The following is a 25,736-nucleotide window of genomic DNA, read 5'->3' as shown; positions in this document are numbered from 1 at the left end:
AGCTGTTTTGCAGCATTTATTGCTTTTAAAATGGGAAAAGGAGTGAAACTATGCGTAATAAAAACAGTTATGACTTAATTATTCTTGGCGGCGGCTGCGCCGGTTTGACCGCTGGTATTTATGCAGGCAGGGCTAAGCTGAGAACCCTGATTATAGAAAACCGGCAGGCGGGCGGCCAGGCGGCTACCACAGATGAGATCGCTAATTACCCGGGTTTGAAGACAACAACCGGACCGAAATTGATGGCAACTATGCTTGAGCAGGCCAAATCCTTTGGAACGGAATTTCTTCAAAGCCAGGTGCGCAAGATTAATTTGAAGGACGAACAGAAAGAGGTGGAAACAGACGCAGGAACTTTTGTGAGCTGGGCCGTAATCCTGGCAACAGGCGCCAATCCAAGAAAACTGGGATTTGAGGGAGAAGAAGCGTTTAAAGGCAGAGGCGTAGGCTATTGCGCGACCTGCGACGGCATGTTCTTTGAAGGCAAGGATATTTTTGTAGTCGGAGGAGGGTATAGTGCTGCCGAGGAAGCCCTTTATTTGACCAGATTCGGCAAAAAAGTTACAGTCCTCGTGCGAAAAGATCAATTTCGCTGTGCGAAATCCATTGCTGATAAAGTGCTATCTCACCCAAAGATCGAGGTGCGCTTTCATACGGAATTGCTTAAAGTATACGGGCAAGAGCTGCTGGAAGGAGCAGTCTTAAAAAACAATAAGACCGGTGAAGTAACAGAGTATAAGGCTTCGGAAGAGGACGGAACATTCGGCGTCTTTGTTTTTATTGGTTATGAACCTGATGCGCAGCTGTTTAAAAACCAAATTCAGCTGGACCAGGAAGGGTATATTCTTACAGATGAAACCATGCAGACCAGCGAAGACGGCGTTTTTGCCGCGGGAGATGTGCGCCCCAAACTTTTGCGGCAGCTGGTTACGGCAACTGCGGACGGCGCGGTAGCAGCGACTCAGGCCGAAAAATATATCCTAAAAATAAAAGAGAAATACGGAATTGAGGAAGAATATACCCATACGGCTATAGGTAAGCAGGAAACAAAAGAGCGTCCGGCCGCTGCTGATCAGACGGAAAATCAAGGTGGTCTGGAACCGGAAGTTCGTGCACAAGTATTGACTGTTTTTGAAAAGCTGAATCGAGACATAACGATTGTAACCATATTCGATGAAACAAATGAAAAATCAAAAGAACTTACCGATTTCTTAAAAAATATCGCAAACCTCAGCTCTCATATCAATCTGCAAGTCTACCAAAGGGGAGAAAATCTACAGGTTGAAAAAGCAATTGGGTTTGAACGAGTACCGACAGCAGCTTTTCTCGACAGCGAGGGTGCCTATACAGGAATCAAATTCAGCGGAATTCCCGGCGGACATGAATTTAATTCCTTTATCCTGGCGATCTATAACTTGGCGGGGCCCGGCCAGGAAATCAGCGGAGAGCTGATCGAGCGGGCACAGAGGATTCAAAAGGAGGTGCATCTTCAGATATGCGTCTCTCTCTCGTGTCATTTCTGTCCGGAGGTAGTGGCTGCTGCCCAGCATTTAGCTGCGATCTGTAGCAAAATTGAAGCTGAGATGATCGATATTGGACTATTTCCGGAAATGAAAAAAGAGTGGAATTTGATGAGCGTTCCGGCGTTGATCGTGAATGGACAAAAACCAACATTCGGCCCAAAAACAAAAGAAGAAATTCTGGCGTTAATTGAAAAAGGTGAGTGAGGGTATGGGATCAATAATAAAGAAACACATGCATTATGCCTGGTTGGTGCTGGTTGGTGTTATCCTTATACGAGGGTTTGCGGGCGGCGGACTCAACATGACCTCCAGCCTATTTCTAGCTCCTGCTGCTGCCGAAATCGGTACCGGAATCGGCAGATTATCCGTTTATTTGAGTATTACATCTGTAGTTATGGTAATTTGGCTTCCTGCGGCGGGAAAATTGATTAACAAGTATGATGTGCGTAAAATGGCCGCTGCCGGAGCTGCCCTGCAAGCTCTTTCCTTTGCCGGATTCGGTCTTATGAAAACCGTGTATGGGTGGTATGTGCTGGCAATTCCTTACGCAATGGGAGCCGCCTTGATCGTTAATTTACTCGGCCCAATTTTGATTAATCGATGGTTTGCAAAAAAAGCGGGTACTATGCTGGGATTACAGATGGCTTTCGTTGGCTTGTTTGGTGCAGTTCTTCAGCCGTTTACCTCCGGACTGATTCAGGTAAGCGGCTGGCGGGATGCCTACTTTATGGTCGGCGGCGGATCCTTTCTGATCCTCTTTTTTGTGTCTTTGCTGCTGCTGCGCAATCGGCCCGAAGACCAAGGAACGCAGCCTTACGGGGAAACAAAAAATCAAGAAAGTCTGCCCCAAAAGAAAGCTGAAGAGCTGGCGATTACTGAAAACACGGCGCTTCGCTCCGCATCTTTTTACCTGCTGCTCTTTTTTATGATTGCGATAACTGGCGCAGGCGTTTTTACACAACATATCCCCATCTATGGATCGGTCCTAGGCTATTCGGTAAAAGCGACTGGTACTGCTTTAGCGTTTGCATCAGTAGGCAGCGCCATCGGTTCGATTGCCATTGGAATGATCAGCGACCGAATTGGAAGCCTAAAAACTTGCTATGGGCTGATTGGCATCGGGATTGCGGCTGTGGGAGCTTTTTTTATCAGTTCGGCGGGGTTTTTCGTCTTTGGCACCGCGACTTTTCTTCATGGGCTGGTCAGCTCCGGGATTATGGTATTGGCGCCAATTTTGACGATTCAATTTTATGGACAAAAGGATTATGAAAAAATCTATGCCAAAGTCTCCATGGGGGCGCCCCTTGCATCCATCATCCTCATCCCAGCCTATGGTTTTATTTATGATCTGACCAAAAGCTATGTCTTTGTGCTCTTTGGGATATTGGCGCTGCTTATTGCGGCTGCTTTCTGCATTGGTTTGGGCTGGAGAAAACGCTGCACAATAGAAGGCTGTCCGGGCTGGAGGAAATGATAAAGAAACCCCGTCCAGCCACTTGCCGGGGCTTGAAAAGAAATGGGGCGCGAAATGGCGCTGCACTTGTTGCCTTCTTCAAGGATTTAACATATAATAGAACGAACGAAAGAAAATAGTGCGGCGCAGAGATCATAACCGAAGCTGGTAAGAGCTGCATTTCTGTGAGCAATGGAGAATCTCATATGAAAAAGTGGAAAAGAATAAGTTCTATATTTTTAATCGCAATGATTTTATGCACACTAACAGCCTCTAACATATATGCAGATGAAAAGGGAGAAAAGGATCCCCAGCAGGTCCTGACCGTTGCCTTTCCAGAGACGAAAGGCCTCCAAGAAGTAAACGAGGATGGTACTTATGGAGGCCTTGTTTATGATTGGCTTATGGAAATCGCCAAATACACCGGCTGGAAATATGAATTTGTGACTGGCGACGTGGAAACAATGCTGTCTGGGATGATGGAGGGTAAATACGACTTAATGGGAGGCATGTTCTATCAGAAGGAATATGAGTCGTTTTTTGAGTATCCTAAATATGCGGTCGGATCAAGCTATTGCCTTCTGATCAGCAGAGAAAATGACCCTGAGGTTAAAAGTTTTGATATCTCGACATTGAATGGTAAAACAATCGGTGTTTTTCAGAATGCAAAAAGTAAAATCGAACGCTTAAAGGTATTTCTTGAATCTAATCAATTGAATTGCAAAATCAAAAAATACAAAGATGTAAAAGCGTATGAAAGCTGCCTTGATAATGGAGAGGCGGATTTGATGCTGAGCAGCGATGCAAATTTAGAAAATTTAGATGCGGCATATGATGTTTGCGCAAAGTTTACTGCGGAATCATATTATATCGTAACGAAAGCCGGTTCTTCAGCAATATGTTCAGAACTGAGCCAGGCCATTGAGAAGATTTATGAAGCGGATCCCAATATGGCGCTGGAGTTATATGATAAATATGTATCGAATACATACACCAATTCAATTCATTTTTCAGAATCGGATCGCAATTATATAAAAGAGAGTGGGACTGTTCGAGTAGCCATAATCAAAGAGGGATACCCGCTTACATATCGTCAGAATAAAACGCTGAAAGGTATTGTGCCGGATGTTTTAAACTTGATTCAGAAACAAACAGGGCTGAAATTTGAATACGTTTATGCCAACTCCTATTCAGATGCTTTGGGAAAGATCAAGGACGGAAAAGCGGATATCATGGGCAGCTATCTGAATGATGCTTATCAGGCAGATATACAGCAAGTGGTCCTTACAAAAAAATACGCCCAGTTGAATACCGTTATAATCAGAAACAGACAATCAGAGCTGTCTGATAAAAATTTAACCATAGCCGTACCAGAAGATATGGCAGTACCCAATGGTGAACAGAACCACAAAGTGGCGTTTTATCCCACATTTGCTGACTGCCTTAAAGCTATAGACGCAGGAGACGCGGATTATATGGAGATCCCCTCCGCTCTCCTGGAATCTCTGTTTACCAGCAATTATTACGCCAATGTAACGCCGAGTGCGGCGGGAAATGAGCAGATGCAGATTTCCATGGCCTTAAGCAGCGATTTCGATGTGAATCTATATTCGATTCTCAATAAAGCCATCAATAGTTTGAGTAAAAAAGAAATTGAAGGAATTATACAGCAGAATTTAATATCCTCACAGATCAGTAAACCGAACTTAAAAGCAATGCTCTATTCACATATAGGTGCAGTTATTGTCTTTCTGATTGCCTTTATCATTTTGCTGGTCTTGGTATTCTTTACCATAGGACGCCTCAGTTTGAAGAGCAAAGCGATGGCATTGAAACTGGAAAAGGCAGAGGAAATGGCAAAAGCAAAATCAGATTTCCTTTCGCGCATGTCTCATGAGATTCGAACCCCAATGAACGCGATCATCGGGCTGACCTCTCTTACTAAAAAAATGGACGGTACACCTGAAGATGTGGGCAGCAATTTGAATAAGATTGACACGTCGGCCAAATTTCTCCTTTCTCTGGTAAACGATATTCTTGACATGTCCAAACTGCAAAGCGATAAAATGGTTATACAAAGCGAGCCGTTTTCTTTAAACAAGCTTATCCGGCAGATCGAGGACATCTTTACCTTGCAGGCAGAAGAAAAATCTCTGGAACTTTCATTTAGCAAAGCTTGGAGCAAAGACGGCTTTATTGGAGATGAAACCAGGCTGGCTCAGGTTTTAGTAAATCTTTTATCCAATGCCTGCAAGTTTACCCCTGAAGGCGGTACCATTCAGTGTTCAGTTGAGGAAAAAAGCCGAAACCAAACCCATGCCAGCCTGGAGTTTCGGGTAAAGGACACTGGAATTGGGATTCACGAAGACGATCTGGAACGGATTTTTGGTTCCTTTGAACAGCTCAATCAGAACGAGTATCGGGTACAGGGAACTGGTTTGGGACTGGCAATTAGCAGTAATCTGGTGCGTTTAATGGGAGGAGCCTTAGAGGTCAGCAGCCGGCCTGGAACAGGTTCAGATTTTTTCTTTACCTTGGATTTGCCCCTTGCGGACGATATTCAGACCGGGTGCAAAAACACGAATCATATGAAATCGGGAAAACGGCTGTCCGAAATGCATTTTCTTTTAGCAGAGGATAATGATCTTAATGCTGAGATTGCGATTTCCCTGCTGGAACTGGAAGGCGCTCAGGTGGATTGGGCTTCCGATGGACAAAAGGCAGTTGAGATGTTTAAGGATTCTCAGCAAGGTTATTACCAGGCGATTCTGATGGATGTGCAAATGCCGATTATGAACGGTCTGGATGCCTCATTTGAAATTCGAAGACTTAACCGGAAGGATGCAAAGAAGGTTGCGATTATCGCCATGACGGCTAACAGCTTTCGAGAGGATAGAGAAAAGGCACTTGCTGCCGGAATGGACCGATTTATCGCCAAGCCTTTCGAGGCGGATCAACTGATTGAAACCTTACTTGCGTGTACAACAGAAGGCACAGAATGATAGGAGCAGAAACATGTTAGATCGTTTCAAGGATACAGAAAAAGTACAGGAAGTGCTGATGCAGGCCCAGACCGGACTGTGGGTCATCGAACTGGAATACGCAAAGGCGCCTCGTTTGTATGCGGATCCTGTAATGGAGGAGCTTCTGGGGCTGGAAAATCCTTTAACGCCGGAAGAATGCTACCAGTTTTGGTATGAACGAATCGAACCTCCTTACCGTCCCATAATTCAAGCGGCAGTAGAAAAAATTTCCCAGAGTGAGCATGCAGAGGTCCAGTACCCCTGGTTTCATCCCAAGTGGGGCAGGATTTTTATTCGCTGCGGCGGAGCAAAGGACGAAAATTTTCAAAAGGGAACCTGTCTGCGGGGATATCATCAGAATATTACCAACACAGTCATGCTCAAACATGAGTACGATACGGTTTTAACTGCTGCGCAAATGGCAATTTCACAAATTTATACACTGGTGATCAGCATTGATTTTCCAAAAACAGAATATAAATGTATTCATTACTCAGGAAGTGTTCTCAAATTAGATAGCCAAGGTGCCTTCCGGAATTTCTATCAGCAGATGATACAGAAAATGCCGGCAGAGGATAAAGCGATTTTCGACAGGCTGCTGGATATTTCCACATATGAAGATAAGGCATATATGGACGGCACCTTCCGGCTCTGCGACGATATGGGCCAGCTGCATTATTATACTTATTATTCCGCCCGGATTCAACAGGAGCTGGAGGGACGCCTGCTGATTACTGTGCGTAATGTGGACGATAAACAAGAAGCGAAAAGACGGGAAGAAGTTCTCACCAATCTCTGCCAGTGCTACTATTCCATCTATCTGTTCGATCTGGAAAAGAATACTGAAGAGCCCATCTGGCAGGAAGAAATGATCGCCCGGCAGCAGGAGTTTCCCAAAGGCAGTCTTGATACATACTATAGTAAATTCGTAGACCATTATGTGGTGGAGGAAGATCAAGAGAAAATGCGCAGGGCCGGTACGCCGCAGTTCCTTCGGCAGACGTTATCACACGAACAGCCGGTATACGATGTGGATTTCCGCCGCCTCTATCCAGATCGGGTCGAGTGGGTGCGTGCTCGGTTCAGTGTGGCGGAACTGAAAGATGGGCAGGTTACTAAGGTTGTGTTCGCCAATATGAATATTAATGAACAAAAAATCAAAGAACTGGAGGAAGAACAGAAACAAAAGCTTTATTTTGAATACCAGAATATCATACGGGGATTAACCTCTTTTTATCATTCGGTCTTTTATATTGACTTGGTCGAGCAGACCTTCCAGTCATACAACTGGCTTAAAGATTTGAGCGCCCGAATGGGACAGAGAAACGATTATCACGAATTGATACGGACCTGCGCCCAATCCTTTATTCGCAAAGAAGACCAGGCGGCGTTTATGAAAAATCTTTCTGCTGAGGAGATCAGTCGTCGAATCCGCAGCGGCGAGACCATTTATTCTGTGGAGTTTCAAAGAGATTACGGAGGATTTTATGGATGGATGCGGATTCATATTATCCTAGCCGAAAGCAGAAACGGTGTCCCGGAAAAAATCATTATGGCATCCCACAGCGTGGAAGAGGAAAAGGAGCAGGAAGAGCAGAACCGAAAAGCTTTGCGCGCTGCCTATGAAACAGCCCAGAATGCAAATGAGGCCAAAAGCAATTTTTTAGCGCAGATGTCCCACGATATTCGTACGCCTATGAACGCGATTATGGGTATGGCCAGTATTGCATCTACTCAGATACACGATCCGGAAAAAGTTCGGGAATGTTTGACTAAGATCGCTGTTTCCAGTAAATATCTACTCGGCTTGATCAATGAAATTCTCGACATGTCCAGGATTGAAAAAGGAAAGCTGGATCTATCAGAGGAGCCGTTTTCCCTTACGGAATGGATGGAAACATTAGCCGCTATCACCCGGTCTGAGGCACAATCGAAAAATCAGAACATCGAATTTCAGAAAGAGCAGGTGGTTCATGACCGGCTGCTGGGTGACGCCGGGCGCCTCCGCCAGGTATTGATTAACCTAATCGATAATGCAGTCAAATATACCAAACCCGGCGGCAACATCAAGGTAACGGTAAAAGAAACGGCCGCTCCTGCTCAGGGGGGCGGACGCTTTATCTTTTCGGTGGAAGATACGGGGATTGGAATGGATAAAGACTTCTTGGAACACGTTTTTCTGCCCTTTTCCCGGGCTGATGACCCACAGGTCCGTCGCATGCAGGGCACGGGTCTTGGAATGTCTATTGCCCAGGGAATCGTTTCTGCTATGCAGGGAGATATACGAGTGGAAAGTGAAAAAGGTAAGGGAAGCTGTTTTACAGTCATTGTAAATCTGAAGCTGAATGACAGCGGGCAGACCCCTGCGGACAAGAAACAAGATGTTCTGGATATGGGAAATGACGTTATAAGTGCTTCCCGCATGGAACAGAGAGCGGGTATGCGCATTTTGCTGGCTGAGGATAATGCGCTTAATATGGAAATTGCACAGACGATTCTGCACGATGCCGGATTTATCGTGGAAGGCGTGGAAAATGGTTTGAAAGCCCTGGAAACCTTCTCCTCATCTGCTCCTTCTACGTATCAGGCGATTCTGATGGACCTTCAGATGCCGGTGATGAATGGGTACACGGCAGCCAGGGAGATTCGCAGGTGCGGACATCCCCAGGCCGGGAGCATTCCTATCATTGCTCTGACTGCTAATGCTTTTGCTGAAGATATCGCCAAATCTCTTGCGGCAGGAATGACCGACCACGTTTCCAAGCCCATTGATTACGAGACTCTAATTGCAATCTTGGATCGGGGAATACATTTGGGCTAAGAGTACATGCTTTACAGAACAAGAAGAATAAAGAAGGGGAACGATAATGGGTGATACTTTAGAGAAAAACCCTCAAAAACGAATCTGCATCGGCATACTTGCCCATGTAGATGCAGGAAAAACAACGTTATCAGAAGCAATACTTTATAGCAGCGGAAACCTGAGGAAACTGGGGAGAGTGGATCATGGGGACGCTTATTTAGATACGGACCAGCTGGAGAAAAAAAGGGGGATCACAATCTTTTCCAAGCAGGCGCGGTTTGTGCTGGGCGACAAGCAGATTACTTTGATGGATACGCCGGGACATGTGGACTTTTCTGCTGAAATGGAGCGAACGCTGCAAGTGCTTGACTATGCGATCCTGGTTATCAATGGGGCTGACGGCGTCCAAAACCATACGCTGACTTTGTGGAAACTGCTGGAACACTATGGGATTCCGGTGTTTCTCTTTATTAATAAAATGGATCAGCCGGGAACTGACCCAGGAAGACTGATGGATGAAGTGAAGAAGCGGCTTAACGATGGATGTATCGATTTTGCCGCAGCTGACGAGACCCTGTTTTTTGAAGAACTGGCCATGTGCTGTGAGCCGCTAATGGAGACGTATCTGCAGGCCGGCTCCATGTCTCGCAGTCATATCGCAGAAGCGGTTCAAAACAGGCAAGTGTTCCCGTGCTATTTTGGATCGGCGCTGAAGATGGAAGGAGTAGAGGCGTTCCTGGACGGACTGGAAATCTATTGCCGCCCCCAAACCTATGCGGATGAATTCGCAGCCAGGGTATATAAGATTTCTAGAGACTCAGCCGGACGCCGGCTGACCCATATGAAAATCCTAGGAGGAACGCTGCGGGTGAAAGATATACTGAAGGGCCGGAATGGATGGGAGGATAAGATAGATCAAATTCGTCTTTATTCCGGAAGTCAGTTTAAACTGGAAAAACAGGCGGACGCCGGTACGATCTGTGCAGTCACGGGCCTGGAAAACACATGTGCCGGTGAAGGCCTGGGGACGGAAGATTCTGCTCTTGCTCCTGTTTTGGAGCCGGTGTTGACATATCGGATCCTGCTTCCGGAAAACTGTGATACCCATACGATGCTGGCAAACCTGCGTCAGTTGGAGGAAGAAGACCCTTTGCTGCGAGTTGTCTGGGACGAGTGGTCGGGTGAAATCCACGCACAGTTGATGGGGAAAGTGGCGATGGAGGTTCTGCAAAAACAAATATTGGACCGCTTTGGAATCGAAGTGGAATTCGGTCCAGGCAGTATCGTATATAAGGAAACAATCGTAGAGCCGGTGGAAGGTGTAGGCCATTTCGAACCCCTTCGCCATTATGCGGAGGTGCACCTGTTGTTGGAGCCGGGCAAGCGGGGCAGCGGCCTTGTTTTTGCCGCAGATTGCAGTGAAGAACAATTGGACCGCAGCTGGCAGCGTCTGATTCTTGCACATTTGGAAGAAAAGCCGCATTTAGGCGTTCTTACAGGTTCGGAAATCACAGATATGAAGATTACACTGATTGCCGGCAAAGGCCATCTAAAACATACGGAAGGCGGCGATTTCAGGCAGGCGGCTTATCGCGCGGTGCGACAGGGTTTAAAAAAGGCAAAAAGTATTCTTTTGGAACCATGGTATGAGTTTTGTCTAGAGGTTCCCCAGGAGATGGTTGGAAGGGCGATGGCCGATATTCAGAGAATGGAGGGAAGTTTTTCTCCGCCGGAAACACAGGGAGATACGGCAGTAATTATCGGAACCGCACCAGCAGCATCCATGGCCCAATACCAAAACGATGTGCTCACATATACCAAAGGCAGAGGGAGGCTGGCGTGCGCCTTTAAAGGTTATGGGACGTGCCGCAATGAGCGGGAAGTCATAGAAGTCAGAGGTTACGATTCGGAACGGGATGCGCAGAATCCAACCGGATCGGTCTTTTGTGCCCACGGAGCAGGATTTACAGTCAGCTGGGATCAGGTTGAAACGTATATGCATGTCGACAGCGGATGGCGTCCGGAAATCAGGAAGGCTTCGAGGGTCCGTGCGCCCCTCCCCCAGAGAGGACAAAGAGTCGCCAGCGATCAGGAGCTGGAGGAAATCTTTACTCGTACTTACGGAGAATCAAAGCGGGAAAGAGCGCGTTTTCAAAGCCCCCTTGATCCGGCGGAAAAATCCTTGACAGCGGTTAAAAAGCGTCGTGGGGAGACGGAAACAGACGAACAGAGACAGCGGTTTCTGCTAGTTGACGGATATAATATCATTTTTGCCTGGGAAGAGTTGAAAGAGCTGGCCCAAGTGAATCTGGACAGCGCCAGGGACAGGCTGATCGAAATTTTATGTAATTATCAGGGGTATCAAGGCGGCACCCTGATTGTGGTCTTTGATGCCTATAAGGTAGAAGGGGGAAAGGGTTCTGTTGAAAAACACGGTGGTATTTATGTGATTTACACAAAAGAAGCCGAATCCGCTGACCAATATATCGAGCGGACCGTAAATCAGATTGGCAGAACCTACGATGTGACAGTCGCTACTTCGGACAATATGGTACAGATGATCATATGGGGAGAGGGAGCGATGCGGATTTCGGCCAGAGGATTGAAAGAAGAAATTGAAGCAGTTAACCAACGAATTCGCAGTGAATATATGGGTCAAAACGGATCTTGAGTTTTTAGTCGAAACCGAGTATTATGGATGTAACAGGATTTTACAAGAAAGGTGGAAAAAGGATGGAAACACTGGACGAATTATATATTATAATATTTTCAGAAGGGCTTCCTTTTCTCATTCCTGTTTTTTGGATTGACAATATCAAAGGTAATCACGGACAGAGAGAGGACCTTCCCATGATCGATCTGGCCCGGCTGGTTCGGGTACAGGAAGAAACAAGCAAAAGCGCATATATCCTATCCCTTTCCCATGAAGGCAAAGCCTTTGATCTGGCCGTACAAAAAATAGGCGGCTTATATACGGTTACAGAACGGATGCGGATCAGATTGCCTGACTGTGTGCGAAACAGCGGCAACCGATATTTGTCGGATGCAGTCCCCCTGGAGCAAGGTGACGGGGGTGGACAAGAATTGGCCTATCTACTCAATCCACAAATCCTGTATCAAATGGCCGCAAACGAATGGGCGGCGTCAGAGGAATAAAGCATATGAAATTTATCACGGCAGTGGGTAAAAACAAGACCCTGTATATTGAAAAAGAAAAAGTTGCGGCGATCCTTTCAGAGCCGCAGATACAAAGGGTGCCGGCCGCAGATGAAAAAATTGGAGGAATTTCCCTTTACAACGGACAGCTAGTGGTCTATCATCAACTGGGAGTCTGCAGAACTGAAAGAATGTGCGGTATTATTGTAAAAACAGGCGGTGAAAGCTTGACTGGCATCATAGCCGATTATCCTTCACAGGAGAGTATGGAGCCTGACGATCTTTCGCTTGTAATGCCGGGAGTATGGGAGATAAATAGTGATTAGGCTGAAAGAAAATGAATTTACTGATATTGTTGAATACATGCGCATGCATTATGGTATCAATCTCGAAAAAAAGAAGATTTTGATCGAATGTAGAATGTCCAAAACTTTGGAAAAACAAGGCCTATCCTCCTTCGGCAGCTATATGGAGCTGCTGAAAAAAGATAGGACTGAAAAGATAGCGGCTGAACTGATTAACCGTCTGACTACCAATTATACTTATTTTTTCAGAGAGGTTAGTCATTTTCAAATCCTCACCAGTGAAATCTTTCCAAAACTGTTTCAACAAAAACGGTACGGACCTCTGAATATCTGGTGTGCGGGATGTTCCACCGGAGAAGAATGTTACACACTGGCCATGACCTTGCAGGAATACATGCTCCAATCTGGAACGTGTTCTCTTGTCCGCATACTGGGTACGGACATATCGGAAGACGTGATAAGCCGGGCACAAAGGGGCGTCTATCCCATTCGTGAGATTGATAGCATTCCTCAAAGTCTGCGGCCCCGATATTGTCATGTGGAGGCGGATCATAAAAACTTTCAAATCGATGAAAAATTGAAAGAGTATATCCGCTTCAAAAGACAAAACCTGATGGAACCTTCAGCAGCAGAAAAATATGATTTGATTCTATGCCGGAATGTGATGATTTATTTTGATCGAACATCGAGAAAAAAACTGGTCCGGAAACTGGAAAACAGCTTGAATGCGGGCGGTTACCTGCTGATTGGACATGCGGAGCTGCTTGCCAGAGATGAGACCTGTCTGGAATCGATGCATCCGGCGGTATACTTGAAAAAAGAGCGGGAAGATAAGGAGAATTTATGAAAAAAATTATGATCGTGGATGATGCAATGTTTATGAGAAAAGTCATACGAAAAAATCTGGAAGACTGCGGCTATACCGAGATCATTGAAGCTGAGGATGGTGATCGGGCACTGGAGTTTTTTGAAGCTGAAAGTCCCGACTTGACCCTCTTAGATATTACCATGCCGGGAAAATCAGGACTGCAGGTACTGGAAGAAATCATCCGTATGAATCCTGAGGCAAAGGTAGTTATGTGTTCTGCAGTGGGGCAGGAGATGATGATTCGGCAGGCCATTGAAACAGGTGCGGCAGATTTCATTGTAAAGCCATTTAAAAGTGAAGAATTGATAAGAGTCATAACTAACTATATGCAGTAAGAGTCCCGCAGGAAAAGGAACGATCATATGAGAGAGTATTTTAAAAATTTAAAGATTGGAAGAAAGCTGATCCTTACTTTTGCGATCATTGTTCTTTTGTATATTACTACGGTAGCCATCGCGCTCATTAATATCAAAAGTATGTCTGACCGAGTCGACACGTTGTACAAAGAACCCTTCGCCAATGTCCAGTCTTCCCTGCTGGCTATCTCCGATATGCAGGCGGTGGGCAGAATTCTGGCTGTGCTGACGGCAACGGATAATCAGGTTGATGAGGCGGCCTATTTGGAGAATGCCGAACAGTTGGCGCAATCAGTAAACACTAAGATTGAAGAATTGACATCTGGATATGTGAGCGGGGAAGATAAGGCCAAGGAATTGAAAGAACAATTTTCAGAATATGTAGTAAGCAGAGACCAGGTACTTGCCTTACTGAATGCGGGAAAAGAAAATGAAGCGCTTCAGGCATATATAAAGGAGTTTTCGCCGCAGGCAGAGAAGATTAGGAATACTCTGGCGGAAGTCGTACAGCTTTCCATCAAAGATGCTGAGGACAGTATGGACAAAGGACAAAGCTCGGATAAAAGGATTGTAATTTTGATTCTTTTGATCTCTCTGATTATTCTAGTATTTACAGTAATAATTGGAGTTACCATTACAAGGAGCATCGTTCAGCCGGTGAATGAAGTGAAAAGGGCGGCCAACGAGATTGCCGGCGGACGCTTGAACATTAATCTCGCCTATACGTCCAATGACGAAATGGGTCAGCTGGCCGATGATATTCGAGAGACTTCGGCAGCATTGAATCTATATGTTTCTGAGATTAAAAAGAATTTGACAGCTCTTGGAAACGGAAAATTAAATTACCAGACGGACATAGAATTTAAAGGAGATTTTATCGCTCTCGGTCAAGTTCTCAGAGAGATTAATGGACTCTTAAAAAATTCGATACAGCAGATCGGAGCCAGCGCCGAACAAGTATCAGGCGGGGCCGAACAGGTATCGGGCGGAGCTCAGGCACTAGCCCAAGGAGCGTCCGAACAGGCAAGTTCCATTGAGGAACTGGCCAGCAGCATTAACGAAATTGCCGACAGTGTGCAGGCCAACGCCGACAGCGCAGTGAAATCCAGCCGGGTAGCGGATGCAGTGGGAAGCAGTATCAGTGAAAGCAATGAGCAAATGAATCTGCTGACGGATTCTATGAGACAGATGGAGCTCAATTCCAGTGAAATCAATCAGATCGTTGAGGAAATCGACGAAATTGCCTTCCAAACGAATATACTCGCTTTAAATGCTTCTGTGGAAGCAGCCAGGGCGGGCGATGCAGGCAGAGGTTTTTCTGTGGTTGCGGATGAAGTCCGCAGATTAGCGGCCAAGTCATCGGAGGCTTCCAAATTGACCGCAGAAATGATCAAAAAGAATACAGAAGCCGTGAACAGCAGTATTGGTGCTGTGGATATGGCAGCCCAAAAGATGCAGGAATCTGTACAAAGAGCAAAAGAAGTCAATCAGATGGTCGATTCGATTTCCCAGGTATCTGTTCAGCAGGCCGATGCGGTTATGCAGATTCGGCAGAGCGTGGAACGAATTTCAGAGATTGTTCAAGGTAATTCCGCTACAGCAGAGGAAAGTGCGGCGGCCAGTGAGGAACTGTCTGCTCAAGCCCAAATCTTAAAAGAACTGGTAGAAAAATTCGAAGTTTAAAAGGCCGATTAAGGAGAAAGAATGAACAATTATACACCGCTGGATCAAATTTCAATCGATATCCTTTCGGAACTTGGAAATGTAGGGACAGGAAATGCCGTCACCTCGTTATCGCAGATGACAGGACATTCGCTGGAGATTGAATTACCGAAAGTAGAAATTGTAAAATATCAGGATATCTATCGTATCTTAGGAGAAGCCGAAGAGCTTCAAACTGGTATTATGGTACAAGTAGCGGGCAAATTAAAGGGCACGTTCCTATTTCTGCTCAGCGAAACCTTCACTCAGAGCATCTTGCGAGCTGTCCTGGGCGGGGAAAATCGCAAGCTGACAGATTTGGATGAAATGGACCGTTCTTTGATCTGTGAATTGGGGAACATAATGTGCGGATCATACATACGTGCGCTTTCCCAACTACTGGATATGGATATGGATGTGACGGTTCCGGAAATGTGCATTGACATGGGCGGCGCCATCCTGAGCGTGCCCTTATCCCGATTTCTAAAGGTCAGCGAACAGATCCTGCTGATCGAAAATAAATTCCGCATGGGCAATCAATCCTTTATGGGCCGTATTTTGTTTCTGCCTGAGCAAGAATCCCTTGAAGCAATGCTTTCCAGCGTCAGGGAGTGATGAACATGGAACGGATTATCGTAGGGCTGGCGGAAGGTAAGATTGCAGAGAAAAATCAGTGGCTGGTATCTTATGCGCTGGGTTCTTGTATAGGTGTATGCCTGTATGACAGACTTAACCAGATAGCAGGCATGGCACATATCATATTACCCGGCAAACTGGAATCGCGCAACCGGCAAAACCCGTACAAGTTCGCAGATGAAGGCGTATTCGAGCTGATACGGGAAATGAAAAAACATGGCGCCGCAGAAACCCAGCTGATTGCCAAGATCGCAGGCGGAGCAAAGATGTTTTCTGCAGTAGGCTGGGAGTGGGAGATTGGCGCACGGAATATTCAAGCTGTTAAAAAGGCCCTTGCCAACGCGGGGATTCGAATAGCAGGTGAAGATACAGGCGAGAATTATGGAAGAACAATATCTTTTTGTGCACAGGACGGCAGGCTGGAAGTCAAGACAGTCAAACATCCGCTGAAGATATTGTGAAATAAAGGCGGAGGAAAGTATATGGATAACGAAACAAATCAGATCGTCTTGGTGGTAGACGACAGTATTCTAATTTGCAAACAGGTCCAGGCGGCGCTGAAGGAAAAGCCGGTTTTTGTCTGTGAAGCCCATGACGGCCAGCAAGCCGTGGAATTAATTCAGCAATACCAGCCTGATTTAATCCTGCTGGATGTGGTCTTGCCGGATGCGGACGGCTATGAGCTGATTGAAAAACTAAAAGAAGCAGACCAAAACGATGCGATGATCATATTCCTCACATCGAAGGATAAGGACGACGATGTGGTCAGAGGATTTTCTCTTGGGGCCTGCGATTACATAAAGAAACCCTTTGTCCAGGCTGAGCTCCGTTCGAGAGTCTGTGCACATCTGAAAATGAAAATACAAAAGGATGAACTGAACCGGCAGAATAAAGAGTTGAAGTCAAACATGGAAAAGCTCAATTACATGGCTTTCCGTGACGGCCTCACTGGCCTTTATAATCGAAGATATGTGGTTGGCGATTTGATGGAGGATATACATCGAAAGGAAAGCGGAGAACGAAAAAACGTGCTGATCCTGGCAGACATCGACGACTTTAAGGTCATAAACGATACCTACGGCCATGATGCCGGTGATATGGCGCTTGTCTGCATTGCCAATATACTGGAAGCAAATTGCCGTGGACACAAAGTTGTTCGCTGGGGCGGAGAGGAATTTTTAATCGTTCTCTTCAATGTAACAACACAAGAGGCTTATCAAGTCAGCGAAGCAATACGCAGGGAAGTCGAGAATTTCAGAATTTTCCACGATGACGGTGAATTTTCCTGTACCATAACCCTGGGGCTGCATGCATACAAGGAAAAGGAAGGAATCGAGGAGAGTATCAACTGTGCTGATAAAGCCCTTTATCAGGGAAAGCGGTCAGGGAAGAATCGCAGTATCTGGTACGGATGCGAAGAATAAATGGAGTGGAAGATGGGTTATTTTGATTCGGATGCGGAAGAAATGCTGGAAGTTTATCTGCTGGAAACCCGGCAGCTTACTGGACAGCTGAGCTCGGTGCTCCTTGACGCGGAAAAAAACAATGCCTTTACTCAGGAAGATATTCATAGTATCTTTCGGGTCATGCATACGATAAAAAGCTCCTCCGCGATGATGGGGCTTGCAGAAATGTCTTCCATGGCACATAAGCTGGAAGACCTTTTTGCGTATTATAGGGATCAAAAGGGGATACTGCAGCAGCCAGAGCCGGAGTTATTCGACCTGCTTCTGGCCGCTCTTGATCATGTGGAAGAAGAGTTAGAAAAAATGGCGCGGGAGGATTACAGGCCAGAAAGTACCAAGGACATCGAAATGCAGGCAGACGCGTATCTAAAAAAGCTGGCTGGCGGTCAAGAGGATGACGAAGCGTGTTCAGAGGAACAGAGCGAAGAACGAATCCCCGGGGGATTGAGAGAAAAAAGCGGTCATGTCGCCAGGGTCGTTTTTGAAGAAAACTGCCGTATGGAAAATGTGAGGGCGTATATGTTGGTACGCCAGATCAGCGGACTTTGTTCCTGCGTGGAAACCTACCCGACCGATTTGGATAAAGGTGCCGATGTCGAAGAATATATTAATAAACATGGTGTTTTTATCCGTTTTGAAACTGAACATGAAAAGGAAGTGGTTGAGACTCTTTCAAAGGGATTATTTGTAAAAAAATGCGAGGTGCTTTCTGAAAAGCAGAAGGCCCCCGCGGCGGAGGACAAAAAAGAGGAGATAAAATACACAGCTCCGCAGCAGAGCAGAGATAACGAGTTTCTCAGTGTGCGTTCCGATCGGCTGGATAAACTGCAGAACTTGGCAGGAGAAATGATCATCCAAATACAGAGCCTGGACAACAGTCTCAATAATCTGGGACTGCATGATCTGAGCCAAGGAGCTGCTTACCAACTCAATCGGCTGATTTATGAAGTGGAACGAACCGTTATGGAAACGCGGATGGTTCCTGTGGAAAAGGTCGTCCCCAAACTGAGGCGTATCTTGAGGGACATTAGCAAGCAACAGCAGAAAGAAATTGATCTGGTGGTGGAATGTGCGAACATTGAAGCGGATAAAAGTGTGGTAGAACTCGTTTCAGAAGCTCTCATCCATTTGATCCGCAATGCGGTGGATCATGGCATCGAAGCACCGGAAGAGCGCCTTGCAGCTGCCAAAAACAGAAAAGGAACAATCCGTTTTACAGCCGAGGGCCTGTCCGGAGAACTGTTGGTAACGATCAGCGATGACGGCAGGGGAATCGACGAGGAAGCGGTACTGGAAAAGGCTGAGGAACAAGGAAGATTGAACAGACCTAAGGAAACTTACCAATTCGATGAGATATGTGAGCTGCTCTTGCAGCCCGGGTTTACCACCAATGAGGAAGTGACCGCGTACTCCGGACGAGGTGTGGGACTGGATGTAGTAAAGAAATCCATAGAGGAGACCGGCGGCAATCTGCGTATTCATAGCCAGCCAGGAAAGGGCAGTGAATTTCTGATCACGGTTCCTTTGACGCTGGCTACGATCGAATGTGTCCGCTTTCAGGTGGCGGAATATCGTTTTTCCCTTCCGGCCCGATATGTTTTTCGCTTTATGGATTATCGTTCAAAGAAAGCCTATATCCAGAACACAAACGGGCGCCTTCATATTCTTTATGAAGGACAAATGGTGCCGCTGATCGATCTGCGGTCTTTTTACCGCATTGGCGGTCAGGTTCCCAATTCATCGATTATTGTTTATGTGAAAAATATGGAAAAGGAAGGGTGTATTTTAATCGATTCCATGTTCCAGCAGAAAAGAGTCGTTGTCAGACCGCTGCCTCCATTTTTGGGAATGAATTATCGCAGAAGGACAGGAATTACCGGATGCAGTACCATGGGTGACGGTGTTATATGTTCATCGCTGGATATCGGTCTTTTGATCACCCAATACGAGAAGGAGGGAGTCTATGGGACCGAGTAATCAAAACGCGATGCTTCTGCTGGCAGGCAGGGAAAAGAACTATGCGGTAGAATTTTTTTCTGTGGAAGAAATTTGTTTCAACATCAAGCTGTCCAAGATCCCCGCTCTGCCGAATTATTTCCTGGGGCTGGGCAATTATAAAGGAAGCACTCTGCCGATCATCAGGTTGGAAAAGGAGTACGGACAACCCGGGGCGAAGAACATGCAGCCCGTAGTTCTAATCTTGAAATATCAACAGCATCAGTTCGGTCTTTGGGTAGAAGTACAACCGGATATGATTCCTGCCGGCGCTGCCGCAGCTATACAGGAAAGCGATTTTTCGATAGAAGAAAATGGGATATGGAAAGAAAAGGAATTGTATCAGTATGACGGAAAACTGGTATCGCTGATTGATGTCCAGCGATCGGCGGAACAGCTCTTACTGCTATGAGTTCATCCCTAAGACGCCGTATTCCAAAGCAAAGCGCAGGGAGGATCGAGTACATGGAAGCAAGCAAACAGAATAGGCAGGAGTATGTTACAGAAATACTGAGCAGATTGGATGAAAGATACGGCAGTGAGAAAGAAACCTTTGACTTTCCGCAGCCCTGGCAGCAACTGGTTGGGATTATTCTCAGCGCCCAAACGACAGATCGGCAGGTAAATCAGGTGCTGCCCCAGTTATTCGGAACATATGGAACTCCTGCTGAACTGGGAAAAGCAGATGTTGGAGAAGTGATGGAGATCATCCGTCCTGTGGGGCTGCATAAAACAAAAGGGAGGAATATTATTGCTTGCTGCCGCCGGCTGGAGGAGGAATTCGGAGGAGCAGTTCCTCAATCCATTCAGGAACTGCTCAGGCTGCCTGGAGTAGGACGCAAGACGGCAACGCTTTGCTTAGCGGATGTTTACCATATTCCCGGTGTCACCGTGGATACCCATGTCTTTCGCATCGCAAGACGCCTGGGATGGGCGCGGGGAAAGACTCCGGCGGCCGTGGAGAAAGAGCTAGAAGCGGTTTTGCCCCGTACTCACTGGAACCGAATTAATTTTCAGCTGGTGGAACATGGACGGACAATCTGTTCCGCCAGGAAAGCGGATTGCAAGATATGCCCGTTGACTCCCTGGTGTGAAAAAATAGGAGTTGAGAAACAGCATGAGGAGAGGAATCCATGAACTATAAAATCATGTATCAATTTGACCCGGTTTTTGAAACGATAGGGCTTTTGCACAGCATTGCCGAGCCGATGGAAAAAGAAGCAGTGATTCAGCAGTTCAATGAGCTGGGATTTGACGCTGAACGTTGCTACAAAAAGTACTACAAAATCATGGAGCGGTATATCAGGCTTTTTAAAAAACATATGGCCCCTTGCGAAATAAGTCATCAAGAATTCTTTTTCTGTCATGGCGACGAATTTTGCCTGCTGCTTACTGTGCTGATCACAGAAAATCCCCAGTGGATGGATTCTCTTGATCCTGTAAGCGATGAAGAAATTCGCAGTATGACTGGTTTTTTGCTCCAGGAAAATGAAGCGCAGGCCATCTCCCTGAGGGATGGGAATTGGCCCCAGCTTGATACAGAAAAGGAAATAATTAAGTTTCTATCTGATTTGCAGGCAGAGGAAAGCTTGAAATGGCACTTGCTGGAGTTTATGCGGTGCCCGAAAGATTGGATGGAAAAATTAATTGAGCTGCTTGCAACAAACATTCCTGCATGTGAAAAAGCCTTGGTGGAGATGAATAAAGCCTTGGAACCATTTGTGCGGAGCTACGAAAATAATGCGGATAAACAGGTTTCACAAATAGCGAAAATTTGTGCTCCGGGGGCTTGCATCTATCCGACACTGATTGGAGGCATGTCCCAGCAAATCTATTATTCAAGGTGCTATCAAGGCTTGTTTATGTCATTTTTGACGCCCAAAGGCAGCAGCGGGGATGAGCGTAAAGAACTGGTCATCACGAGAATGAAGGCGCTTAGTGACAGGAGCAAGCTGGATATACTCTGCGAGCTGAAAAAATCCAGGCAATATAATTTGGAGCTTGCTGAGACCATGAAACTTTCGCCGTCTACCATATCCCACCATATGAACGTGCTCTTTGCCTGCGGCTTCGTAGGCATCGAGAAAAAAGACGGAAGAGTCTATTACTATCTCCAGGAGGAAGTGGTGGAAGAGTATCTGGATCATGTGCGCCAGATGCTCCTGTAAAACAATCGATGATGAGTGAAGGGACTTGCAAAGCTGCTGCCAGACCCTTTTAGTGCCGTATAAGTGTAAGAGATAAAGCGTATTTTCAGTGCTTTATCCTCTGCACTTATTTTTTTATTTCCCTGGCAGCCTGGAATCCAAATAATCGGAATGCTGCTCTCATTATATTCGATTGTTATAAAATACAGTTGATATATATAAAATAATATGATATTCTACTAATAACGAATAAGTTTGATGGATGTGGAATTTGGAGGGATTATGAACGCATGCTTGAAAAAGAACAAAGGATTTTTGGCGCTGGCCGTCTTGATGGGGGCTGTTAGTGCAATTGCCGCAGCATTTGTCTCGATCATTTTGCAGTGGATTTTGGATGTAGCCCTAAATGGCGATCTTGAAGGGTTTGAAAAAATGATTGCCGGTATAGCGATCTATATGGCTGCCTTGTGTCTGATGGGGTTTGTCGAGGCCCTATGCGGAAAAATTTTGCTTCGAAATGTGACCAAAGATTTGCGGGACCGGATTTTTCGAGGCGTAATGAGCAAAGGACCGGAGGAATATTATAAGTGTAATTCAGCAGATTATCTGTCTATGATTGTTAACGACGTAAAGCTGATTGAGGAAAATTTTCTAATACCGTTGCTGTTGTCGATTCAGATGATCGCCTTGTTCTTAGCAACTTTGGCAATCTTGTGCTATCTCAGTCCATTGATTACCGCAATTTTAATTGGTTTTCTATTGCTGATGTTTTTGGTTCCGGCTTTATTGGGAAAAGCTCTGCAAAAGCGTCAAAACTTTTATTCGGAAGAGTTGGCTCGTTTTACTGCCAAAGCAAAGGATTTTCTCAGCGGCTATGAGGTTATAAGAAGTTTTTCCATAGGCGGTCATATTTTAAGCAAATATCGCAAAGAAAATAGCAATACGGTGAATGCCAAGTTCCGTGCAGACCGTTTGGTAGCAGTCAACGAGAGCTTAGCCGATATGTTGTCAACGCTGAGTGTTGTGGTCGTTGTATTTGTGGCAGCCTATATGGTGCTCCGGGGAAACATAACAGCCGGGACCTTGCTAGCGCTGATCCAGTTGAGCGGAACCTTCAGCACACCGGTGCTGGTAATCATGCAAAGTTTTCCTAAGATGGCGGGTATGAAACCAATTCTGAATAAGGTTGAAGCATTGTGCACACAAGAGAATAAGAGCAGCGTTGCAAATGCAGCAGCATCCGTCCGTTTTCAAAAAGGTATTTCCTTTGAATGCGTAAAATTCGGATACGAGGATGACCACGCTATTCTCAAGGGAATCAACCTTGAAATAGAACCGAACAAAAAATATGCTATGCTGGGAGATAGCGGCTGTGGTAAAACAACAGTCATTCGGCTTCTGACCGGATATTCAGACCGGTATCAAGGCCACATCTGCTATGATGGAAAAGAAGTTCGGCAAATGAACCAGCGCGAGCTTAGTCAGCAAATCGCCGTGATCCATCAAAATGTATATCTCTTTGACACAGACATTTATCAGAATATCTGCCTGGAGGAAAAATTTTCTGAGGAAGACCTAAGTCTGGCCTTACAAAAGAGCGGCGTGGCCGGTTTTTTGAGTCAAATGGAGGAAGGAATACATACAAAGGTCGGTGAAAACGGCAGCCGGCTGTCAGGAGGACAGAGGCAGCGGATTGCAGTAGCAAGAGCCTTGATCCGGAAAACGCCGATTTTGGTTCTGGATGAGGGGACCTCGGCGGTGGATCAGAAAACAGCCTGCGCCATCGAACGGGAACTGCTCAAAGAGAAGGAACTGACCCTGATTACCATTACGCACCATATGCAGATCGAGTTGAAAAATCAGTACGACCGGATTTTTTATATGGATAAGGGAGTGATCTGCACACCGGATTGTGAATGATCGGAAAAGAAAGATTTTCAATTACCAGGCTTGACAATGGATGAAAAAAACAATAAACTAATATAGTTCACAAAGTGAACTATATTAGTTTATTGGAGGATTTATGGCAGAAAAAGACTGGATCGAAATGATGGAACAAATGCAGAGTATACGCCTCTTTGCCCGGCTGAATGTGAGAAGAAAACGGCAATCCGAGCATTTTTCCGCAGAGTCTCTGGATTTGCTCTCCAGAGTGGCGCTGGCAAGGGAACCTCTGACGCCTCTCATACTCTGCAAACAGACCGGATTAACCAAACCGATGATGAGTAAGCTGATCGAAGAGTTGAACGGAAAGGGTTTTCTAAATAAAGAACAGGATCCAAAAGATAAAAGAAGCTATTTTTTAATTTTGACGGAAGAAGGCAAAAAAGAGCTAAATAATACTTACCAGTATTATTTAGAGCCAGTCTATAAAATCTGGCGCCATCTTGGGGAAGCGCAGTTTGGGGAATTGATGAAGCTGATCAATCTGGCAAATCGTGCGTCACAGGAGTAAGAGGGGGCGATGGAAGAGATGAATTTTTACGATGTAATGCAGCTTTCTGCAGCAGATACCAAGCAGCTGCTGCGGGAGACGCCAGTAAAAAAAGAAAAACGGATGTACCAGCTGGCCTTTGTGGTAAAGAATGTCCTATGTATTTTATTTTGTATGACAGTGGTCGTATCCTTTACTGTTTTATTCGGAGAAGAAAACAGTATTCCGGGCGTGGTGGTGCTGATTGCGATCCTGGCAATGCGAAAGGCGGATTTCGATATGAACCCCAGACACGGCCTTTTTGTTATTCCAATCTTGTTTGCCATCCTTGCGGCAGGACCTCATCTGGCCGGACTTGCAGGGTCGGCGGCTGCCTTTGGTATTAATCTGGTCAGCCTTCTTTTAATTTTAGTATTGAGCTGCCATAATATTTACCTGTACAATCATGCTACATTCGTCTTGGGATATCTGCTATTGATGGGCTATGATGTTTCAGGCGAAGCGTACATTCGGCGCATTCTGGCACTGATGGCGGGAGCGGTTCTGGTCAGTGCTGTTTTTTATATCAATCATAGAAAAAAAGAATTTTCCTGGGGCATTGGAGGACTTCTTCGAGATTTCTTCTCAGGCGATGAACGGATGCGGTGGCAGATTAAAATGGCCCTGGGCCTCTCCACAGGCATGCTTCTGGCAAGTCTGCTGGGCATTCCCCGCATGATGTGGATGGGTTTTGCCTGCATGTCGCTTCTCCCTCCGGTGCAGTCCACTGTACCGGCTCGAATCAAGCAAAGATTGATCGGCGTTGTTGGAGGATGTGCCCTGTTCGCCTTGCTGTATCAAGTTCTTCCCGGTGATCCGGGGACCTATATCGGTATTTTGGGCGGTCTGGCTGTGGGTTTTTCCGGAACTTACGGCTGGCAGACTGTGTTCAACTGCCTTGGAGCCTTATCCATGGCCGTAGGCGTCTTTGGGATTGCCGGTGCCATTGCACTGCGCATGATCAACAACTTCTTAGGCATTCTTTATAGCTTTTGTTTTCATAAATTATATGAAGGCGGAAGCGGGCTTCTGCGTACAAATGAAAAGGCTGCCGCAGATCGAACGTAATCGGAGGAAAATGGTTGCCTTTTTCCTGACTCTCAGTTATGATTATACTGCGCCGTTTATGTGAGCGCTCAATTTATGGATTTAAACTGAAAAAGGAAAAGAATGAAAAACTATTTGTGTGTATTAACCATTGCTCTGATGCTGTCTCTGGTTTGTTTCGGCTGTGCGGAAAAGAAGGAAGGCAATTTTCGCCTGACCTCTGACCAGATGAAAAGTTTGGTGAGCCAACTCAATGAAATGGATCAGTATGAAGGATACGAAAATCAGTTTACAGAAGTAAAAACAATCAATTCTATAAAGCTATACGGTGCAGAAAAGGAAGATACCCAGATCAAACTGTATATGTGGGATGTATCCGGAAGCTATGTGAAATATAAGGATGCGGCCTATGAAGTGGCCGGCGGGTGCTATCCGCTCATTGTAACTGCGGAGGCGGAGGGAATGAAACTTCGGATTAATGATATACAGTTCCCGGAAGACAGCCTTGCTTATGCATCCTCAATTCGAAAGATGTTTCCGAATAAATATGCAGAAAAAATTCTCAATGAAAGTATCGAAACCGCTGATAAATTGTACCGTCAGCAGAATGAGCAGATAAAAAATTACTGGCACGTCCCCATCAGTAAAGAGCATTTTGCTCTGGACGGGGACAGCGGCGAGGTTTTGATCGTTCGTACCACTGAGGGCTACGACAAAAAGGGTGAGTACTATTACAAGAAGGAAATCGTTGATCGAGGTTTTTTAAAAAAGTTGTAGGAGGTGT

The 25,736-nt window shown here is 45.8% G+C and carries 21 protein-coding genes; all 21 read left to right on the top strand.

What is annotated here, in order from left to right:
* The first annotated feature begins 50 nt into the window (after positions 1-50).
* Positions 51-1,727, top strand: coding sequence for a thioredoxin-disulfide reductase (gene trxB / locus LG211_RS10035; protein ID WP_253019895.1), 1,677 nt, complete (start codon positions 51-53; stop codon positions 1,725-1,727).
* A 4-nt stretch (positions 1,728-1,731) separates the two neighbouring features.
* Positions 1,732-2,997 carry an MFS transporter gene (locus LG211_RS10030; protein WP_269477425.1) on the top strand — a complete coding sequence of 422 codons (1,266 nt, stop codon included), beginning with the start codon at positions 1,732-1,734 and terminating at the stop codon, positions 2,995-2,997.
* Positions 2,998-3,182: 185 nt separating this feature from the next.
* Positions 3,183-5,978 (top strand): ATP-binding protein, encoded by a 2,796-nt coding sequence (locus LG211_RS10025; RefSeq protein WP_269477424.1) that lies wholly within the window; start codon positions 3,183-3,185, stop codon positions 5,976-5,978.
* A gap of 13 nt (positions 5,979-5,991) precedes the next feature.
* A complete protein-coding gene (locus tag LG211_RS10020; protein ID WP_269477423.1) occupies positions 5,992-8,820 on the top strand; it encodes an ATP-binding response regulator in 2,829 nt (942 codons plus the stop codon).
* 46 nt (positions 8,821-8,866) lie between these two features.
* Positions 8,867-11,473 (top strand): NYN domain-containing protein, encoded by a 2,607-nt coding sequence (locus LG211_RS10015; RefSeq protein ID WP_269477422.1) that lies wholly within the window; start codon positions 8,867-8,869, stop codon positions 11,471-11,473.
* A 62-nt stretch (positions 11,474-11,535) separates the two neighbouring features.
* Entirely contained in the window at positions 11,536-11,958 is a 423-nt protein-coding gene (locus LG211_RS10010; RefSeq protein WP_269477421.1) for a hypothetical protein, read from the top strand.
* Positions 11,959-11,963: 5 nt separating this feature from the next.
* The gene (locus tag LG211_RS10005) at positions 11,964-12,284 is read left to right on the top strand and encodes a hypothetical protein (protein WP_253019889.1); all 321 of its coding nucleotides are present in this window, start codon (positions 11,964-11,966) and stop codon (positions 12,282-12,284) included.
* On the top strand, positions 12,277-13,110 hold the full coding sequence (locus LG211_RS10000) for a CheR family methyltransferase (RefSeq protein WP_253019888.1): 834 nt from the start codon (positions 12,277-12,279) through the stop codon (positions 13,108-13,110). The genes LG211_RS10005 and LG211_RS10000 overlap by 8 nt, the downstream gene beginning before the upstream one ends.
* Positions 13,107-13,466, top strand: a complete 360-nt coding sequence (locus LG211_RS09995) for a response regulator (protein WP_148396453.1) — start codon at positions 13,107-13,109, stop codon at positions 13,464-13,466. Before LG211_RS10000 ends, LG211_RS09995 begins: the two co-directional genes overlap by 4 nt.
* A 27-nt stretch (positions 13,467-13,493) precedes the next feature.
* A complete protein-coding gene (locus tag LG211_RS09990; protein ID WP_269477420.1) occupies positions 13,494-15,170 on the top strand; it encodes a methyl-accepting chemotaxis protein in 1,677 nt (558 codons plus the stop codon).
* Positions 15,171-15,191: 21 nt separating this feature from the next.
* Positions 15,192-15,803 (top strand): chemotaxis protein CheC, encoded by a 612-nt coding sequence (locus LG211_RS09985; RefSeq protein WP_148396457.1) that lies wholly within the window; start codon positions 15,192-15,194, stop codon positions 15,801-15,803.
* 5 nt (positions 15,804-15,808) lie between these two features.
* Positions 15,809-16,285 carry a chemotaxis protein CheD gene (locus LG211_RS09980; protein WP_148396459.1) on the top strand — a complete coding sequence of 159 codons (477 nt, stop codon included), beginning with the start codon at positions 15,809-15,811 and terminating at the stop codon, positions 16,283-16,285.
* 21 nt (positions 16,286-16,306) lie between these two features.
* Positions 16,307-17,248, top strand: a complete 942-nt coding sequence (locus LG211_RS09975; protein ID WP_148396461.1) for a diguanylate cyclase — start codon at positions 16,307-16,309, stop codon at positions 17,246-17,248.
* A gap of 12 nt (positions 17,249-17,260) precedes the next feature.
* Entirely contained in the window at positions 17,261-19,267 is a 2,007-nt protein-coding gene (locus LG211_RS09970) for a chemotaxis protein CheA (protein WP_269477419.1), read from the top strand.
* Positions 19,254-19,697 (top strand): chemotaxis protein CheW, encoded by a 444-nt coding sequence (locus LG211_RS09965; RefSeq protein WP_269477418.1) that lies wholly within the window; start codon positions 19,254-19,256, stop codon positions 19,695-19,697. Before LG211_RS09970 ends, LG211_RS09965 begins: the two co-directional genes overlap by 14 nt.
* A gap of 53 nt (positions 19,698-19,750) precedes the next feature.
* Positions 19,751-20,422, top strand: a complete 672-nt coding sequence (locus LG211_RS09960) for an endonuclease III domain-containing protein (RefSeq protein ID WP_269477417.1) — start codon at positions 19,751-19,753, stop codon at positions 20,420-20,422.
* Complete coding sequence (locus LG211_RS09955; protein WP_269477416.1) at positions 20,419-21,453, top strand: ArsR/SmtB family transcription factor; 1,035 nt, start codon at positions 20,419-20,421, stop codon at positions 21,451-21,453. Before LG211_RS09960 ends, LG211_RS09955 begins: the two co-directional genes overlap by 4 nt.
* A 261-nt stretch (positions 21,454-21,714) precedes the next feature.
* Positions 21,715-23,352: an ABC transporter ATP-binding protein gene (locus tag LG211_RS09950; RefSeq protein ID WP_269477415.1), complete on the top strand. Its 1,638-nt coding sequence runs from the start codon at positions 21,715-21,717 to the stop codon at positions 23,350-23,352.
* Positions 23,353-23,455: 103 nt separating this feature from the next.
* The gene (locus tag LG211_RS09945) at positions 23,456-23,887 is read left to right on the top strand and encodes a MarR family winged helix-turn-helix transcriptional regulator (RefSeq protein WP_148396472.1); all 432 of its coding nucleotides are present in this window, start codon (positions 23,456-23,458) and stop codon (positions 23,885-23,887) included.
* Positions 23,888-23,896: 9 nt separating this feature from the next.
* On the top strand, positions 23,897-24,973 hold the full coding sequence (locus LG211_RS09940) for an FUSC family protein (protein WP_269477414.1): 1,077 nt from the start codon (positions 23,897-23,899) through the stop codon (positions 24,971-24,973).
* Between the two features lie 102 nt (positions 24,974-25,075).
* On the top strand, positions 25,076-25,729 hold the full coding sequence (locus tag LG211_RS09935) for a hypothetical protein (protein ID WP_148396476.1): 654 nt from the start codon (positions 25,076-25,078) through the stop codon (positions 25,727-25,729).
* Positions 25,730-25,736 lie beyond the last annotated feature (7 nt).

It is taken from the genome of Hominibacterium faecale (assembly GCF_020734085.1).
GTDB lineage: Bacteria > Bacillota > Clostridia > Peptostreptococcales > Anaerovoracaceae > Hominibacterium > Hominibacterium faecale.
The sequence above is the reverse complement of the archived record's forward strand: the minus strand, read 5'-3'. Positions and strand labels throughout refer to the sequence as shown.